The organism is Clostridium pasteurianum DSM 525 = ATCC 6013 (genome assembly GCF_000807255.1).
GTDB lineage: Bacteria > Bacillota > Clostridia > Clostridiales > Clostridiaceae > Clostridium_I > Clostridium_I pasteurianum.
In genome coordinates this window covers 2,564,813-2,582,706 of the sequence record NZ_CP009268.1, presented here as the reverse complement: position 1 = coordinate 2,582,706, position 17,894 = coordinate 2,564,813, and the positions used below count along the sequence as shown (strand labels likewise).

Sequence of the window (17,894 nt, the reverse complement as noted above, 5' to 3'; positions counted from 1 at the left end):
AAATAAGTAATTATGATATAATAAGTTAAATTATAACAATAAATTCATATATTATGGGGTGATCTTATGGATTTTAAGTATGTTTCAGGAGATGAGAGAGAAGCTTTATATAATGAAGTTTGGGCAGAACCAATGACAATTGTAGCAAAACGATATAATATGTCTCATAAGAGTATTACAAAAAAACTTCTTGAAAAATGTTTATTGAATAGTTTAATAACGAAGATAGTTTATTAAAAATGAAATATATGCTATAATTTAGGAAATTATGTATTTTGAGAGGTTTATATGGACAATATAGATAAGAGTCTTGATATAAAAAAACTTGAAAAAAAATATAAGAAGTCTTATATCGTATTTTTATTAAAAAAAACTTGGGGAATAGGTAAGATTAAAAAAAACTTATCCACTTTAAATAGAGATAATGAATATAAAAAAGAAATATTTCCTACACCATTTCCTAAAACAATCGATGATCTTAACAGTGATAGCTATTTAACTGAAAACTTAAGTTTAGATATTCAATTAAATTGGGCTAGCAATATTATATATATTTTTAGAAAAGAAATTAATGTATTTTTGAAATTGAAAAAACAATTTGAATACAATTTAATAATTGGAAATTTAAAAAAGTCTTTAAATATATTAGATAAAATATATGAGAAATTTGGATTATCATATTGGTATATAGAAAATAAATTGCTAGTACTTCAATATGTGTATGGATATGAAGAACAGCGTGATTTTTACAATGAGATGATTAGTCCAATTGATAGGAACTTTATATCAAATATAATAATAGAACAGGTTGACAAGAAAATATATAAGAGCTTCTCGTACAATCAAATTAAAAAGTTTTTTGAAAAAGAAATTAAACCTGCTAAAGATGCTTCTAAATATAAAGAAATAGTTGAATACATTATTTTTAAGATAAATCCATTTTATAGTGAAGAAGAATTTAGTTGGGGAGAGATTCTAGCTTTTGAAAGTAAGTCTTCAATTATAGATTATTATTTAACTACTTTAAGAATTTTAAAGTTTACAGTTACTAAGAATAATTATAGTAAAATTAATGTTTCAGGAATTATTAATGTAATTAAATTGCTTACAAATAGTATTGATGATGAAAATTTGAAAAGCTTATATTCTATCTCTAATTTTAAACATAATTATTATAAAGAATCATATTCAAATTCAAAGATGATTCTTCAGCTTATTGATAGTTATACAATTGGAGATTACAAGAAGTGTATTAAATTATGTAATGTACTTTTAGAAAATGAAATATTAAGTGCAGAAGTACTAGAGTTGTACCCTAAGTGTATAATAAAGTTAAATATGGAATTGCCCAAGCTATTTGAAGGTAGTTTTTTAGATAACTATTTAAAAGCAAGAATAAGTTTAGAACTAAAAGATAGTAGTATAGAAGATAGCATAAATATTCTTAAAAAACTTTCATTATCGGTATCATACACAATTTTGGGTGAATATGTTCACTCATATATACAACGAGAATATAATAATTCAAAAGAACTTAAAATGTCATCATTTAATTTAATTGGTTACTTAAATTATAATTATATTAATCCTTTGCTCATTGAGTTTATTAACGAAGATGAACATAAAAAATATATTAATGAATTATATCTTTCTTACCCTAATTCTATAACAATAAAAATGTACAAGACTATATATGAAAATAATATAGAAGAATTAAAAAAAATTCAATTACCTAAGGATAGATATTTAAAATATTATTCAAAAATTTTGATAAATCAAGGGAAGTATAAGGATGCTATAATAATACTAAAGAAACTAGAAATAGTTTGTAGTTCAATAGACCTTAATGAAATTACTAAATGGTTATTAGAGTGTTATTTAGATTTAAATATGATTGAAGTTAGTTTGGAAATAATCGTTTTATATTCACTTAAAAATAATAGTTTATATTATAATTTTTCTTTTACAAGAATTTTAAATAAAATTGATTTAAATATAAAGGAGCATTTAAATCTTGCAATTTTTTATGATTTATATATAAAAAATATAGAAGATGTTGAGGAAATAAATAATGACTTACAAGAAAAACTTTTTGATGCATATGAAGATTATTTAGATAGTCAGAATTGTAATAAGCCATCTGAGTTACTTAAAGAGTCTTTGAATGAAAAGTCAATTTATTTTTTAAATAATATTTGTTCAATTTCTTTGATATCAAAAAGTACAGTTTTTGAAGATATGGCAGAGGTAGAAGATGAGAGAATAAATCTATGTAACTTTCTTATAAAAAATGATTTAAATAATTATGATAAGTACCTTACAGAAATAAGTTACTTATCAGAAAAAAGATTATTAAGGAAGAGTTTAATTGAAGTTGAAAATAATAAAATAGCAGTAGATGTTGTAAAAATAAAAAATGCAGTTGAAAAAACAATGAAAGATAATTACTATAGATATATTTCTAATTGTAACAAAAGTGTAACAAATATTGAATATGTTGTTGAAAAAATTACCAAGGATGTATATGATCGTGAAATAATAGGACATATTCCTAAGGATGATAATATTAGATTGATATTTTCTCTAATATTATCTTTAAGAGACCATTTTATATCTAATACAAACTATGGATTGGATGGAAACTTAAGTCTTGAGATAAGACATGGTAAGATTATTTCTCAATTAAGAAGACCTTTTGAACAGTACCATTTAATTACTGCAAAAGATAAAAATACTCAAAAATATACTATAAATAAATATTGGTTAAAAAAATATTCTGATTTTACTGAAAAAGATAAAATAATAATATCGGAAAAATTGAATGCTTTTTCTGAAAAAATTGATAGCTATTTTTATCGAGTAAAAGATATATGGATACAGATTAGTACAGAAAGTAATGAAAATGGTGGAGTTTTTAATTTTTCATTTTCAATTGATACACTAGAAGCTATGTTACAAAAAATAAACAAAAATACAGAGTTTGATGAATTCTTAGATTATGTATTTGAAGTTCTTTGGAGAAAAACCGACAATAATCTTGTTGCTATGAGAAAGAAAATTACTGTCGATTTGAATGATTTTATTAATAATGAATGTATTAATTTATTAAAGGAATTAAATAATGTTTCACCTGAAAGTAAATATAAATGTTCAGAATTAAAAAACTCAATAAATTCAGCTAAAACGGCTTCTCAATATAATTTGGAAACTATTGCAAATTGGTTTAATATTTCAGATGTCATGGAAGGAAAGCCATTTTTTATTGGACATGCCTTAAATGTAGCATTGGAAATGCTTAAAAGTATGCATCCTAATATTCAAATACTATGTGATGAAAATATAGATGAAGAAATAATATTGCCTAGAAGAACTCTGAAAAATTATGTTAATATATTCTTTATTTTACTTGAAAATACTATTTCTCATAGAGACGTAAATCAGAATGAAATTTATACAAAAATCAATGTTTTTTTGCAGAATAAGAATGTGATAGGAATAAGTTTTATAAATAAATCTAAGTGTTATAACAGAAGTACGATAGATTGTAATAATTTGACTGAAATTAATGAAAGCCTAAAGAAAACAGTATCTACTGAAATTATAAAGAAGGAAGGTGGTACTGGATTTTTAAAAATTAGGAAGATTATTACTATTGATTTAAATAGTACAGTTGAAAAAATATATCTGTTTTATAATATTGATTCTATGTTTGAAGCAGATATAAGGTTTATCACGGGGGATATTGTTTATGAAGATATTGATCGTAGAAGATGATAAATTAAAAATAGAACAACTTGCAAATATTATTACAAATACTTTTCATATTGAATATTTAGAAAAAAAATATTCATTTCAAAGTGGTATGAAAGAAATAAAACAAAACAAATATGATTTAATTATATTAGATATGAGTATGCCAACTTTCGATATTTCACCAAAAAATAATTGTGGACCTATAATGTCTTTTGCTGGGAAAGAAATAATGAGACAGATGAAAAGAAAGAATATTGAAGCTCCTGTTATTGTTGTTACTCAATATGATACTCTAGGAGAAAAAGCCATAAAGTTATCTCAATTAAACAACGAATTAGAATTAAAATTTGGTGATTTTTATTTAGGAGTTGTTTATTATGACATTACACTTGAAAATTGGAAAGAGGATATAGTTAGAGTTATAAAAAAAGTTTTAAAATAGGGAGCTGTGATCTATGAAAATATTAGTTGTAGATGATAACTTAGATAAAATAAAACATATTTTATCTGTAATTAATGATATTTCAGGATATAAAATAGATAGAACAGATTATGCATTAGAATCTATAGATGCCAAAAGAAAACTAGAAGAAATTTATTATGATATTGTAATACTTGATATTATGTTGCCTGAAAGAATAAATGGTAAGGTAGTAGAAGATGGTGGAGTTAAATTATTGGAAGAAATCAAAAGAAAACCCAAGTATAATTATCCAGGAAATGTAATAGGTATAACATCAAGTGAATCAGTTATTGAAAAATACAAAAATAGCTTTTTTTCATGTATAAAATATGAAGCAGACACATGGAATTGGAAAGAAGAATTGGATAGTTATATTAAACTTGCTTTGGATACAACATTATCTAAACAAAGGAATAGCATAGTTGATTATAACTATGATGTTGCAATAGTTTGTGCACTCAGGCATACTGAACTTGAAGCAATTAAAAAAGTATTTGGTTTAGAAAAATTAGTTGAGCATAAAAATGATTGTGAAAGCTATTTTGAAGGATCTATAGGTAAAGGTAAAAATATTAAAAAAATTGTAGCAACTTCTTGTGTGCAGATGGGATTAACTTCAGCTGCTGTATCTACAATGAAGATAATAGAAAGGTACAGACCTAGATATGTTTTTATGACGGGTATTGCAGCTGGAATAAAAGGAAAAGTTAATTTTGGAGATATTCTAATTGCTGATCCCATATGGAATTATAGTAATGGAAAATATATTACACGAGATAACGATGTCTTTTTTTGTGCTGACCCAATTCAGCTGAGAATGGATGTTGAATTAAGTAGACTTATAGTGGAACTATCATATAATAAAGAGATATTGAAACAGATAAAAAAAGAATATGATGGTGAAGCTCCAAGGAATAATTTAGATTGTAAAATCGGTTCATTTGCTTCAGGAGAAGCTGTACTAGCGAATTCTAAAAAAATTGAATCTGTGAAAGATCAGTCTAGAAATTTAATTGGAATTGATATGGAAGCATATTCGGTTTATTTTGCTGGACAGTATTGTACAAAGCCAAAACCAAAAGTTGCAAGTATTAAATCGGTATGCGACTTTGGAGATGAGACTAAGGGAGATAACTATCATGATTATGCAGCGTATACAAGTGCAAAATTTTTATATATTTTGATAAATCAATATTTATAATGTAATTACACGTATTCATTCTATGTAATAGTAACTCTGGTATAAAAAGTAAATTTAAAATTATAAAACTATAGATAATTTGTTGGAAATCTCAAATGGTTGAAAATAAGTTTGATTTATTTGAATGATAAAGAAACATAATATGAATATTTAACTTTAATTTTAAGGATAAAAAATTATAAGTTTATTAAAAAACAATCATGTTTTTCAGAAATTAAATATTTTATAAAATAAAAAGTACCATAATATAACGCCACCTTGAGGGGCGTGTGTCGAAGACGTACGGGTTCAAGTCCCGTCACCTGCACCAAAGTAAATATATTCTGGGGTATTTGTGAAGCTCTTATTTTGAACCTACAGTTCAAGCAAGGGAGTTCAATATTTAGATGAGGATATGTACATTCTAGTGAGCCCTTTTATGGCATGAATGAGTTAGAGGCATCTGTGAGAGCACCCACCTATCGAGAGATAGGTGTCAAAATTAGAGTAACGGTATTTTGGAATTACATTTGAAAGTAAGGAGAGGTTGATTAAAATCTCTCTTTTTTTATATATTAGGAATTTAAAAATTTTTTGTATAAAAATATTGCCCGGCAGGGCTTGAAAAATCTAATGTTAGAAGTTTGAGGAAAATATTACAAGTAATATTTTGGAATAGGATTTTTGATATAATTATTAGCAAATTTAGTGATTGGTGATGATTATGCAAGGTGTTATAAAACAAATATTTGTGGATAATTGGGAAAAATTCAGTGAGATATATAAAGGGAAAATTAGAGCTAACATAAGTAGAGAAGTTGATAAGATGATTAATTGTAAATCCTTAGATAATGGATTTATTGAGTTTAAGTGTGAAAATTGTGGTCATATAAAAAGAGTTGGATTTAGCTGTAAAAGTAGATTTTGTACCTCATGTGGTAAGAAAAAATCTGAAGAATGGTCTGATGAAATGGTGGCAAGACTTATTAACTCAAAGCATAGACATATGGTATTTACAATTCCACAGGAACTTAGAATATATTTTGCTAGGGATAGAAAACTATTATCATTATTACCTAAATGTTCAGCAAAAGCAATTATGAGCTGGTTTAGAGATTTAAATAAAAAAGAATGTTTTACACCAGGAATAATCTCAGTAATTCATACTTTTGGAAGAGACTTAAAATGGAATCCACATGTTCACTTAATTGTCACCGAAGGTGGTGCTGGAGAAATTACAATTTGGAGGAATACAAAACATATAAATTATACAGCACTAAGGAAAAGATGGCAAAAAATATTGTTAGACGAAATAGGAATTAATCTTAAAAGTGGAAAAAAAGAATTTAAAAAATTAAAAAATAAGCTATATAAAAGGTTAGAGAATGGATTTTATGTATATGGAAAAGGTGAAATAAAAACAGCAAAGCAAGCAGGAAAGTATGTTGGAAGATATACAGCAAGACCAGCTATCGCTGAATCAAGAATAATAAAGTATGATGGTAAAAAAGTAACTTTTCGTTATGAAAGACATGAAGATGGTGAAGAAGTTGTAGAGGAAATAGATGTTATTGATTTTATAGGTAGAGTAATAAGACACATACCAGAAAAGAATTTTAAGATGATAAGATATTATGGAATATATGCTAAAAACACAAGACATAAAAATAAATTTTTTAAGTTGGTAAATGAAAAAGTTGCTGAGTTCAAAAGAAAAATTAATAATTGGCAAACAAGAATACTTCTTACATTTGGAGTGAATCCATTAAAATGTGAAAAGTGTGGAACACAGATGAAATTTCATGATATATACTATAAAAATGTAAGTGTAAGAGAAAAATTTAAAGAGAAAATAATAGGTGAAAACAAAATAAAAATTGAAGAGATAATGTACAATTATGGTGTGATTAAGGGAATAATTCGTGATAAAATAGAGCCATTATATGTATAAAGGAAGGTAGTTATTATGGCTAAAAAGAATAAAAAAATAAAAGATAAACAAAGGGCAAAATATAAAGCTAAATTGAAAGAAAATTTAATTGAAGAAGACGGAGTCTTATATATATGTACAGAATGTGGAGTGGAAGAATATATACCAAGGGATGTAGTTGAGATGTTTGATGAAATAGATGATGAAAATGTAATTGAACCTCCTACATTTAGTTGCGAGAAATGCGGAGCTATAATGAAACCAAGAAAATATGACGGAGTTCATGGTATAACTTATGAGTATTAAAATGCGGAGCATCAATATGCTTCGCAAAGGTTTTAGCTTTATAAAAATATTATGAAATAGATATGCTAAGAAATGGGTCTAATTAAAGGGCTTCGCCCAAAAGAAGTTGAGCGAAGCGAAATAACGCGGCTGTGGCCGCTTTTTTATTTAACTGTATAATTAATTTGACACGGCTATTTTAAAATTGGGAGTTGAGTATATGAGAGTGCTAGATTCTTCTGATAATATGGATAGTTTTATAAAAGAAAATAAAATTTCAATGATATATTTCTCTTCAAATGCTTGTAACGTGTGTGTTGGACTTTTACCTAAAATAGGAGAGCTTATGGAAAAATATAGAAAAATTGCTTATGTTAAAGTGGACATTGATAAATTGCAGTCAGTTGTAGGTAAGTATTCAATTTTTACTTTACCAGCTATCATTTTATTTATAGATGGTAAGGAGATAATTAGAGAAGCTAGATTCATAAGTATTGTTGAATTAGAAAAAAAGATACAAAGATTTTATGATCTTGTATAATAAGAAGTTGATATTAATGCTTGATTACAAGTTTATGAATATCATTTAGGCATACAGTTTATGAAAGCGATATTCTATTGAGGATATCAAATTTAGTAAATGATAAAGATATTTTATTAAGGTGGAATTCATTTTGTAGAAAAACAATAAAGTTTCATTTAGACTTTAAAGTAGTCATTTTAGAGATATTAAAGTTTATAGAAATACCTTTTAAGGCAATATTAGAAGAAGATGAAACATTTTATATATGGTATCATGAACAAAAAACAATATGTAAAAATTAAGGAGTAAATAATGAATTATAATAAGCTTTATAATAAATACATGAAGCTGTTAGAAGAAAATCAAATGCTCAGGGCATAAAATGAAAACTACAGAAAGCATTAAGAAACGGTATGTTTTTGCATAAGTTTTAAATTAATTGCTCTGCAAAAAATGGATATTGCTAAACTGGGCAAATAGCAGCAGATGTTTCTTGAACGGCGAATTGTGATATAATATACACACTGAAGTTTGTGAAAAGGTGGTGTTTTCGTGACAAAGGCTAGTAAAATTCTATTGTTGTTATATGGACTCTTGTTAATTTGGATATTACTTTTCAAGTTTTCGATTTCACCTAGTGCTGTAATTAGTCGAGCAGTTGATGGTGCAAGTTTTCGACATATTAATTTGATACCTTTATTGGAATCTGGTGGTAGAAAAGAAGTTTTACTTAATTTTATTGTCTTTATTCCGTTGGGGGTTTTTGCTCAAATAGTAGGCAAGAAAAATCCAGTAGTTAAAAATGCAATTTACATTTTGTTATTTAGTCTAGTTATTGAAATGAGTCAGTATATTTTGGCAGTCGGTGCTACCGATATAACAGACCTTCTTACGAATACACTTGGTGGTGTCGTGGGAATACTGATTTATTTAGGATTAAGTAAAAGTGTTAATGAAAAAATGCTGGATAAGATACTGACCGTTGCAGGATTAGTATTATTAGGTTTGGCAATGTTATTTGTTTTCTATTTGGTATTTTTCATGGGAGTTCGGATTAAATATTTTAACTAAAAATTGATACTTGATAACGTTTCTTTATTGGGATTACGGCACTCTTCTTGGGAAAGTGGGGAGCTGTTTCACGTTTCAATTTTTAAGAGATATTAAATCGCAAATCTATACGAAGACGTATGGGTTCAAGTCCTGTCACCTGCACCAAGATAAAACTACTCATGAAATATGGATAGCTTTTGTTATAAATATGATATAATAATAGTAAATTAAAGATTGTAAAGAAATAATGATTTATATATAAAATAATTCTAATGCATAATAAAATATATCAAGTATATATAATTATATTATATTTTTATACACTTGATAGAGATGGATAGATTACGTTACATAAACTAGACAACTAAATTACCTTATACAAGGAAGTGACATTATGCCAAAAGATAGATTAAATAAAGTTAGTTGTAGTTCCTATAGATGTGAAATTGAAGTTACTTTAGAAATTTTAAGTGGTAAATGGAAAGCTCTTATTATTTGGAATCTTAGCATACATAAAGTTATAAGATATAATGAATTCAAAAGATTAATTCCAGGAATAACTCAAAAAATGTTAAGTCAACAATTAAAAGATTTAGAACAAAATGGACTAGTTAATAGAACTGTTTATTATGAAGTACCACCTATGGTTGAATATTCACTTACTAAAATGGCAGAAGATTTAATTCCTATTTTGGAAGCAATGGATAAATGGGGAAAGTATTTTGTAGATAATTATAAACACTCAAATTTCACCTCTTAAAATCTATTTGCTTCTATAAATAATTAAAGTTATAGCTAGTTATTAACCAGCTATAACTTTTGCATAAACTTAGAAATTAACTTCTGTTCCATAATAAGTAGCTTCAAATAATTTCTTCATCTCTTCTACAGATATTTCTCTTGGATTTGTACCTGTACAAGGATCAGCTACCGCACTCTTAGAAATCTCATCTAATTTAGATTTAAAATCTTTTTCTGACAAACCAAATTCTTTTAAAGTCGCAGGCATGTTCATAGCAACTCTAAAATCTTTAACTAATTGAATTAATGATTGAACTAATTCATCTGATGTTTTTCCCTTTAACCCTAATCTCTTAGCTATATCAGCATAAGCAGCTCCAGCTTTTTTTGCATTAAACTGTATAGCATACGATAAGTATATTGCATTTGCACAACCATGAGGAATATTGAATATTTTTCCTGTCTTATGAGACATTGAATGAACTATTCCAAGTATTGCATTAGAGAATGACATACCAGCTAAGCATTGAGATATATGCATATCTTTTCTAGCTTTCTCTTCTTCCTTAAAGGATTTAACTAAATTATCAACAGTCATTTCTATTGATTTCATAGCCAATGCATCAGTTATTGGATTTCTAACTGTTGAAACATAAGCTTCAAAAGCATGAGTTAAAGCATCCATTCCTGTATTAGCAACTAATGTTTTTGTCATACTTTGAACTAAATTAGTATCAACTATAGCAACATCTGGAGTTATATTATAGTCAGCTATTGGATATTTAATTCCTGTTTCATGGTCAGTTATTACTGAGAATGAAGTAACCTCTGTACCTGTACCACTTGTAGTTGGTATAGCTATAAATTTAGCTTTTTGTCTTAACTCCCGTAAGTTAAATGGCTTAGCAGCCTCTTCAAATGTGAACTCTGGATATTCATAAAATATCCACATTGCTTTAGCAGCATCGATTGGTGAACCGCCGCCAATACCGATTATTAAATCTGGATTGAAATTTTCCATAACTTCAACACCTCTTCTAACCGTTGCAACTGAAGGGTCATTTTCAACACCTGAAAATACTGTTGTCTCAATATTAGTTTCTTTTAATAATTCTTGTATTTTGGGAACAGTTCCGTCCTTTATTAATCTTTCAGAACCAATAACAAGCATTGCCTTAGTTCCCTTTACTGATTTTAAATGCTCTATAGCATTATCTCCAAAATAAATATCTCTTGGTATAGTAAATCTTTGCATTTACATTTCCCCCTTAAATTAATCTTTCTTTGTGTCCTTGATACGAGTATTAGTATAAATCTATTAATTTCAAAAAAAAAGAAGCCACTTTTCGGTAGGACGGTTTCAAAAAGGTAGGAAATATGGTGGTTTTAATAAAATAAATCTTTTCTTCTATGTAGTTGGGTTTACTGCATATTCTTTTTGAATATGCAGCAGTGAGGAAATATGAACTAAATAAATATAAAGGATGGATTTGTACTGCCTTTTTTATTTATTGAATTTTGTAATCTTGCTGAATTTACTATTATAAAACTAAAATGTATAATATTTTTATAAATAATAAAAATGGAGTGATTTGTGTGAGCGCTTTATACTATTTTTATAAATTTTCATAGATGGGAAAAGAAATCTTTAAATTATTGGGAACTTTAAAACAAACAAACTATTATTTAATAGTTATAGATTTAAGACATGCTTTGGAATAAAATGCTAACCATTACAGTTTAATGATTATTTATGATATAATTTAAAAAAGTAAACCAAATTATAAGTTAATTTAATGAGAAATTGTAAGTAAAGACGAAGTAGCTATAAAGTTAGTTAATGTGATTTTAAATATTGGAGGCTGATCTTATGGAAAATCAAGGATTAGAGGTCATTGGTAAACGAAGAAGTATTCGTAAATATAAAAAAGAGCAGATTTCAGAAGAAAAACTTTCTCTAATTATTGAAGCTGGGCGTTTTGCCCCAAGTGGTGGAAATAATCAAACAAATCATTTTATTGTAATACAGAATGGAGAAACTCTTCAAGAACTAAAATCTATGGTAGAAAAAGAATTTGCCAAAATGGAGATTAAAGAAGATACCTATAAGAGTCTAAAAAATTCAATTTTAGCATCGAAAAAAGGTGGTTACGATTTTACATACAATGCTCCTACATTAATTGTGGCTGCAAATCAAAAAGGATATGGTAACGCTATGGCAGACTGTTCAGTTGCTTTGGAAAATATGATGCTGGCAGCAGTTTCTCTGGATATAGGGTCTTGTTGGATAAATCAGCTTTACTGGTTAGAGGATAATAAGTCTATTCATGCATACATGATGAAATTGGGTCTAACTGAAAATGAAAGGATTTGTGGAGGACTTGCACTAGGATATTCTCAAATATCAGATATGGTACCCCTTAAGAGAATAGGAAATACTGTTACTTATATTAAGTAATAATATAAATCGATTAGTATTAACTAAAAATATAGACCAGCTAGTAAAAGTCAATAAAAATTAAAAAAATAATTTATGAGTAAAAATTTGCATAGCAAATAATCCATTGAAAAAGCACGAACAATGGAATTAATTGTAAGATGATTAGTCTTTAAGTTTTTAGCCGTTAGGCTGCTGTAGTAGAACCATTATTAAGATACATTTTAATATGTATTTTAGGATCACGTATTTCATACTCTTTTTGGTTCCTTAGGACGGAGAATATGTAATTAACAAGTTTATGCATTATTGCCACTAAAGCAACCTTTTTGCTTTTACCATTTAGGTTTTCTTTATAGTAGGTAAGTAAAACTTTGTTTATAGGTTCACCGCTTCTACTGGTTCGTATGGATGCTAATGCCACAGCATATAAGGCTCTTCTGCCTATTCTGGTACCACGTTTAGACATAGTATTTTTATTACTGTTAAACTTACCAGATTGATTGACAGATGGGTCAATACCAAAGTAAGCAACTAAATGTTTAGCTTTTACAAAACCTTTAATATTGCCTATTTCACTCATTATTGTGATGGCAGTTAATTCACCAATACCTGGTATTGAGTAAATCAATTGAACATTTTTCTTAAATTGCTCTGAAATCCTATTGCTTTTCATCAATGAATGAATTTCATTTAATAAATTGTTAAGCTGATTTTCTAAAGTTTCTATTACAGAAATTGTGTTCATGATTTTTACAAACAGGCTAGGCGATTTAAGACCAATGTAAATAGCTTCTTCAGCAGCATCAATTAGCTTTTTATAGATTTTTTCACTATATGTTAGTCCTTTTCTTGAATGACTGCGAATAAGATCTATTAACTCATTTTTATCAGCATTTAAGATAGCTTTAGGACTTGAATATTCTTTTAAAATTGCTATTGATGTTTTGCAAGTAATGTTTGAAAAAACAGAGCTATAGCTAGGAAAAATAATTTTTAAGTCGGTAGAAAGCTTTTTCTTAAAAGTAGATTTACTATCAGTAAACTTATAGTAATCTCTACAGAGAGCTTTTAAGGTATAAATTTCAATATCAAATGCAGAAGTATATTTAACATTTTGAAATTTGCCTATTTTAGCAATGGTTAATGCATCTTTTTTATCATTTTTCACTTTTCTTATGTCTCCATTCTTGTTACAATTAGTAATGAGTGGATTTAAGATACATGTTTCAAATGTATCCCTAAGAAAGTGGAAAAGAGTAAGATGGTATACACCAGTAGATTCCATGAAAATTGCCGTTTTCATGTTAAACTCTTCTTCCGCTTTTTTTATTTGATCTACTAGGTAATCAAAACCATTTCTATTGTGCTTAATTTTAAAAGGCTTTCTATAAACTTCACCGTCAGGTGCTAGTATAGCAACTACTGAAAAGTCTGCTGATACATCGATTCCAACTATTGGTCTATAAAAAAATTTACTCATAAAATAATATCTCCTTTGCTTTGTGAGATAGAATAGATATTCCATTTCTATCAGTAATTCTATAACCTTGTTTGTGACACGGGTAATTCCCAAAGGGAAACCCAACCAGCTAAACATAGAACTCTCACTGATGGAATGATACGCTAATTTTCGGGTATCAATGACTCGTTAGAGTTACTTCCCAGGAGGAATACATCTATCTTCTATTCAGGAGATATTATACATCAATATTTACTAGTATGGATTCCCACTTGGGAAAAATAGAAAACTAAGTTAGATGAGATTAGTACACCCTATCGGGTAGAAAATCTTCGAATAAATTAAAAGAAATGAGTTGTAATGTTCGTTAGAATTCAAGATAGTTTTCTATTGAATGTTATGACTACATTATACAAGAGGGGAATTATTAAAGGAAAAAATGAACAAAAAAAGAACGACAATTTGAATTATGACAACGAAAGAAGAAGGAAAAACACAATGGGCATTAATTATTTATAATGTATTAGAAAATAAGATTGACAATTATATTACTATAAGATACACTTATAATATCATTAAATGGCAATATTTGTAATGAAATTTGTCGAAAATAGGTTTTTCATTTCATGAGAGCGTCATATTATCTTGAAAAAAGATTTCTAAATTATTTACTTCAGATTAATCAAGTATTAACACTTATGATGAAATATCATATAAAATTTTAACATCAGATCATCATTTTGAAGTTTCACAACTGATAAATTAAAATATAATAAAAAATTAGGAGGTTCTTTATGAAAAGTGTGAAAAAAATTATTTTCTTAGTAATTGTTTTATGTTTTACTATGATGGGCACAGTTATCGTAAGTGCAGCACAATATAATGTATCAGGTAATAATACGTTTGATACAGCTTATTCTGCTGGAACATGGAATGTGGCAAATAGCTACATGAGGTCATTTAACCCGCAAGAAACAAGTTCATTTATTTCGTTTAGTGCTACTGCTGGTGACCATATCGGCATTAGAATGACAGATGTAGGCTTAACACCTACAACTGACTTAAATAATTTTACATTAACAGTTTATAAGGCTGATAGGACACCAGCATTGCCACCAGGCATTCCACTGACTGACCCCAGTCTGCCTACTCTTAGATTCAAATATATAAGATTCGATGTTCCTACTACAGGTACATACTATATTTCTATGGTAAGGAATTCCAATCTTGATCAAAGCACTGTTGGTACAATCAGCTTTGAAAATAGAATTAAAAGTGGAAACGGTACATTTACTATGTCTCCGTCATCTATATCAAATCCGGGCAATGTAAATCTGCTGCCAGGTGGCGTTGAATCAAGCGTAGCCAGTGTTGATTTAACCCAAAACGCTTCTATTCCTAAGGACGCAGCCGTTACAAAAGTCACAACCTCTTCCACGCAAACGCCAAGTCAAGGCAATGTACATCATGAAGTGAAGTTGAGTTCACAGAGTGCTTGGTATATAGCTACCGTTTCCAGCGCTACAAGCGGTTCCTATAACATATCAGCCGCCAATAACTTAGCTGCAAAATCGGTATGGCAATTTAGATACAATGCTATGGCCATGGGATCATCTACAATGTCAAACATTAAGTTGAACTTAAGCTATACCTATGATTATACACTAGCCTATCAACCGTAAATTACAATTTGTGCCGCCGGTGTTAGCGGTGAGAGGAGGGGCAGTATGTCCAATATAAGTATTAGTAATGCCATTAGTTACAACACTACAACCATCACCAGCAAACCAGTTTCTTCTGGCAATGCTACTAGTAATGCTACGACACAGGATTCCGTTGGAGATTCAGCCGCAATTAACAGTTCCAACCCAAGGCCTGTAACTGAAACTGACAAAATTAGAGAAATTTTAGAACCTGTTTATCGTTCTGAAGTAGCTTATGACCGAAGTGTATGTAAATCTGATAGTGATTTACAAGAATATATCTGGAAAAAATATCAGATAACACCTTTACCTGATCTGAGGGTGATAAATGGAGCTGATTGTTCACAAAGATTAGCGATGGCTGAAACTGAATATTATATGGCGAAGTATGGAACCTTACAACTAAAAGGCGGGACATCATTCGTATCATGCATGGACTCGCATTTGAATGGTAAATACAACATAAATGCTGATGTTATGGAGGCATCACAAAAACTCTACGACCGTCAACAGGTAAACAGCCAAATGAATAGTATGTTTCTTAAAAATGGCATTCAAATTCCGCAGAATCTACGATTAACCTTTACGATAGACCCCAATAACTATAAAATGAAAGTGTCAGGAACGACAGATAGTACTTTGATTGCTCAATTGGAAAGTATTTTGCAGAGCGGAGAAAATGCAGGAGAATTGTTCAAACACATTATCAAATCTGCCGGGTTTCCATCAAAATATAATCAAGTACAATTTACTGACGCACAAAACTCCAAGTACCAGTTTGCTTTGCAAATCAAGCGATATACAGGCTACAGCATGAGAGATTTGCCGCTTATAGACGGAGCTTTCCGTACACCAGATGGTGACGATATTTTCAATGTACTCAAAAGTGCCGTTGAAAATGATTCATATTACAAAGGAGATTCAGTTAGCAGAAATGCTTTCCTTAAATGGACAGGAAATGAACTGAAAACTCTTTCCGTAAATGGATATGATTCTGTACCAGATATGTTTCTCAGTATAGATTGGCAAAATGGGTCTTTGTATGATGTTGGACAAACAAAGCAGTATGGAGACGGTGAAACAAAGTGGATACAAAACCTTATACAAGATACAGGAAGTGGTTGGTTTTATAATAAGACAGTTTAAAAATATTCAAAAATTTTTGAGATTAGTCAATACTTTTAAAAGTTATGCATTTATATTTAACAGAGATTTCAGAGATCGTAATTACTTTTGTGGAAAATAAACAAGGATAAAATTAAACAAGGCAAGTGATTTTGCAAAAAAAGTCAATTACATATGTGCAATTGACTTTTTTTCGCTTTGCATGGTAAAATTTGAGTATGTATTATTTATTTAATGATGTTCACGATTTCTTAATTTTCAAAGAGCTTTTTGCTGCTTAGTATTATCATGAATGCTAATAACAGTTGAGAGGAGTGATAAAATGAAGAATATAATTGAAGTTCGGAATTTTGTAAAAAAATATGGTGATTTTACAGCTGTAAATAATGTTTCATTTGAGGTAGAGGAAGGCAGCATTTTTGCTTTTTTAGGTCCAAACGGAGCGGGTAAAAGTACTACAATTAATACACTATGCACTATATTTGACAAGACTGATGGTACACTGCTGATTGATGGAAAAGACGTTTCTCGTGATAGGGATGCAGTTAGAAGTATTATAGGAGTTGTTTTTCAAGAATCAACACTGGATAATAAAATGACTGTTTTTGAAAATCTAAATATGCATTGTTATTTTTATGGAATTCCTAAAAGTGAAATGCTTGAACGTATTGAATTTGTTTTGGATATAGTGGACTTAAAGGATTGGAAAAAATCAATGGTGAGCAGTCTGTCAGGTGGTATGAAACGTCGTGTGGAAATAGCAAGATCTCTCCTACACTATCCTAAAGTATTATTTTTAGATGAGCCAACTACAGGGCTTGATCCTCAAACAAGGGCACATATATGGGATTATATTGTGAAGCTGCAAAAGGAAAAAAACATAACAATTTTTCTAACAACCCATTATATGGATGAGGCTGAGATCTGCAGCAAAGTTGCCATTATGGATGATGGTAAAATTGTTGCCATGGATACACCATATCATTTGAAGCAGCAATATACAAAAGATAAGGCATATATTACAACCAGTGACGAGCAAGGGTTAGAAGCACTGCTTAATAAAGAGGAATTTATTTACAAGAAAAAAGATGGCTATTACTCTATTGAAGTCGAAAAATTGCCAGAATTTATGGAAGTATTGAGTATTCAGAAATCCATGATTAAAGATTTGGAAATTAAAAAAGGAACATTGAATGATGTGTTTTTAGAAATTACAGGAAAAGATATAAGGGAGTGAGA

At 28.7% G+C, this 17,894-nt stretch carries 15 protein-coding genes and 1 other RNA gene; 14 read left to right on the top strand and 2 right to left on the bottom strand.

Annotation, left to right across the window (positions count from 1 at the left end):
- The first annotated feature begins 66 nt into the window (after nt 1-66).
- The 10 genes from CLPA_RS21195 to CLPA_RS11665 all read left to right on the top strand — a co-directional run bounded on the left by CLPA_RS21195 (nt 67) and on the right by CLPA_RS11665 (nt 9,947).
- Nucleotides 67-237 (top strand): hypothetical protein, encoded by a 171-nt coding sequence (locus tag CLPA_RS21195; RefSeq protein ID WP_003441241.1) that lies wholly within the window; start codon nt 67-69, stop codon nt 235-237.
- Between the two features lie 51 nt (nt 238-288).
- A complete protein-coding gene (locus CLPA_RS11705; RefSeq protein ID WP_003441244.1) occupies nt 289-3,774 on the top strand; it encodes a hypothetical protein in 3,486 nt (1,161 codons plus the stop codon).
- Complete coding sequence (locus CLPA_RS11700; protein WP_003441247.1) at nt 3,749-4,195, top strand: response regulator; 447 nt, start codon at nt 3,749-3,751, stop codon at nt 4,193-4,195. The genes CLPA_RS11705 and CLPA_RS11700 overlap by 26 nt, the downstream gene beginning before the upstream one ends.
- A 13-nt stretch (nt 4,196-4,208) precedes the next feature.
- Nucleotides 4,209-5,417, top strand: coding sequence for a phosphorylase family protein (locus tag CLPA_RS11695; protein WP_003441250.1), 1,209 nt, complete (start codon nt 4,209-4,211; stop codon nt 5,415-5,417).
- A gap of 317 nt (nt 5,418-5,734) precedes the next feature.
- A non-coding RNA gene (gene ssrS / locus CLPA_RS20475) (6S RNA) lies at nt 5,735-5,925 on the top strand.
- Between the two features lie 195 nt (nt 5,926-6,120).
- Nucleotides 6,121-7,347 (top strand): IS91 family transposase, encoded by a 1,227-nt coding sequence (locus CLPA_RS11690; RefSeq protein WP_003444845.1) that lies wholly within the window; start codon nt 6,121-6,123, stop codon nt 7,345-7,347.
- Nucleotides 7,348-7,362: 15 nt separating this feature from the next.
- Nucleotides 7,363-7,632 (top strand): SIR2 family protein, encoded by a 270-nt coding sequence (locus tag CLPA_RS11685; protein ID WP_003441259.1) that lies wholly within the window; start codon nt 7,363-7,365, stop codon nt 7,630-7,632.
- A 199-nt stretch (nt 7,633-7,831) separates the two neighbouring features.
- Nucleotides 7,832-8,152 carry a thioredoxin family protein gene (locus tag CLPA_RS11680; protein ID WP_003441264.1) on the top strand — a complete coding sequence of 107 codons (321 nt, stop codon included), beginning with the start codon at nt 7,832-7,834 and terminating at the stop codon, nt 8,150-8,152.
- A gap of 534 nt (nt 8,153-8,686) precedes the next feature.
- The gene (locus CLPA_RS11670; RefSeq protein ID WP_003441270.1) at nt 8,687-9,205 is read left to right on the top strand and encodes a VanZ family protein; all 519 of its coding nucleotides are present in this window, start codon (nt 8,687-8,689) and stop codon (nt 9,203-9,205) included.
- Between the two features lie 376 nt (nt 9,206-9,581).
- Nucleotides 9,582-9,947, top strand: a complete 366-nt coding sequence (locus CLPA_RS11665; RefSeq protein WP_003441274.1) for a winged helix-turn-helix transcriptional regulator — start codon at nt 9,582-9,584, stop codon at nt 9,945-9,947.
- A 69-nt stretch (nt 9,948-10,016) separates the two neighbouring features.
- Here CLPA_RS11665 and CLPA_RS11660 read toward each other — a convergent pair whose 3' ends face one another.
- Nucleotides 10,017-11,183: an iron-containing alcohol dehydrogenase gene (locus tag CLPA_RS11660; RefSeq protein ID WP_003441277.1), complete on the bottom strand. Its 1,167-nt coding sequence runs from the start codon at nt 11,181-11,183 to the stop codon at nt 10,017-10,019.
- 615 nt (nt 11,184-11,798) lie between these two features.
- On the opposite strand from CLPA_RS11660, the gene CLPA_RS11655 reads away from it, so the two are divergent.
- Nucleotides 11,799-12,386, top strand: coding sequence for a nitroreductase family protein (locus CLPA_RS11655; protein WP_003441281.1), 588 nt, complete (start codon nt 11,799-11,801; stop codon nt 12,384-12,386).
- Between the two features lie 166 nt (nt 12,387-12,552).
- Here CLPA_RS11655 and CLPA_RS11650 read toward each other — a convergent pair whose 3' ends face one another.
- Entirely contained in the window at nt 12,553-13,848 is a 1,296-nt protein-coding gene (locus CLPA_RS11650) for an IS110 family RNA-guided transposase (protein ID WP_003440352.1), read from the bottom strand.
- A gap of 773 nt (nt 13,849-14,621) precedes the next feature.
- Between CLPA_RS11650 and CLPA_RS11645 the strand changes: the two genes are divergently transcribed.
- The 3 genes from CLPA_RS11645 (at nt 14,622) to CLPA_RS11635 (ending at nt 17,892) form a co-directional block, all read left to right on the top strand.
- Nucleotides 14,622-15,509 (top strand): hypothetical protein, encoded by an 888-nt coding sequence (locus tag CLPA_RS11645; RefSeq protein ID WP_003441284.1) that lies wholly within the window; start codon nt 14,622-14,624, stop codon nt 15,507-15,509.
- A 45-nt stretch (nt 15,510-15,554) separates the two neighbouring features.
- Nucleotides 15,555-16,676, top strand: coding sequence for a DUF4885 family protein (locus CLPA_RS20110; RefSeq protein ID WP_003441287.1), 1,122 nt, complete (start codon nt 15,555-15,557; stop codon nt 16,674-16,676).
- A gap of 301 nt (nt 16,677-16,977) precedes the next feature.
- Nucleotides 16,978-17,892 carry an ABC transporter ATP-binding protein gene (locus tag CLPA_RS11635; protein WP_003441290.1) on the top strand — a complete coding sequence of 305 codons (915 nt, stop codon included), beginning with the start codon at nt 16,978-16,980 and terminating at the stop codon, nt 17,890-17,892.
- Nucleotides 17,893-17,894 lie beyond the last annotated feature (2 nt).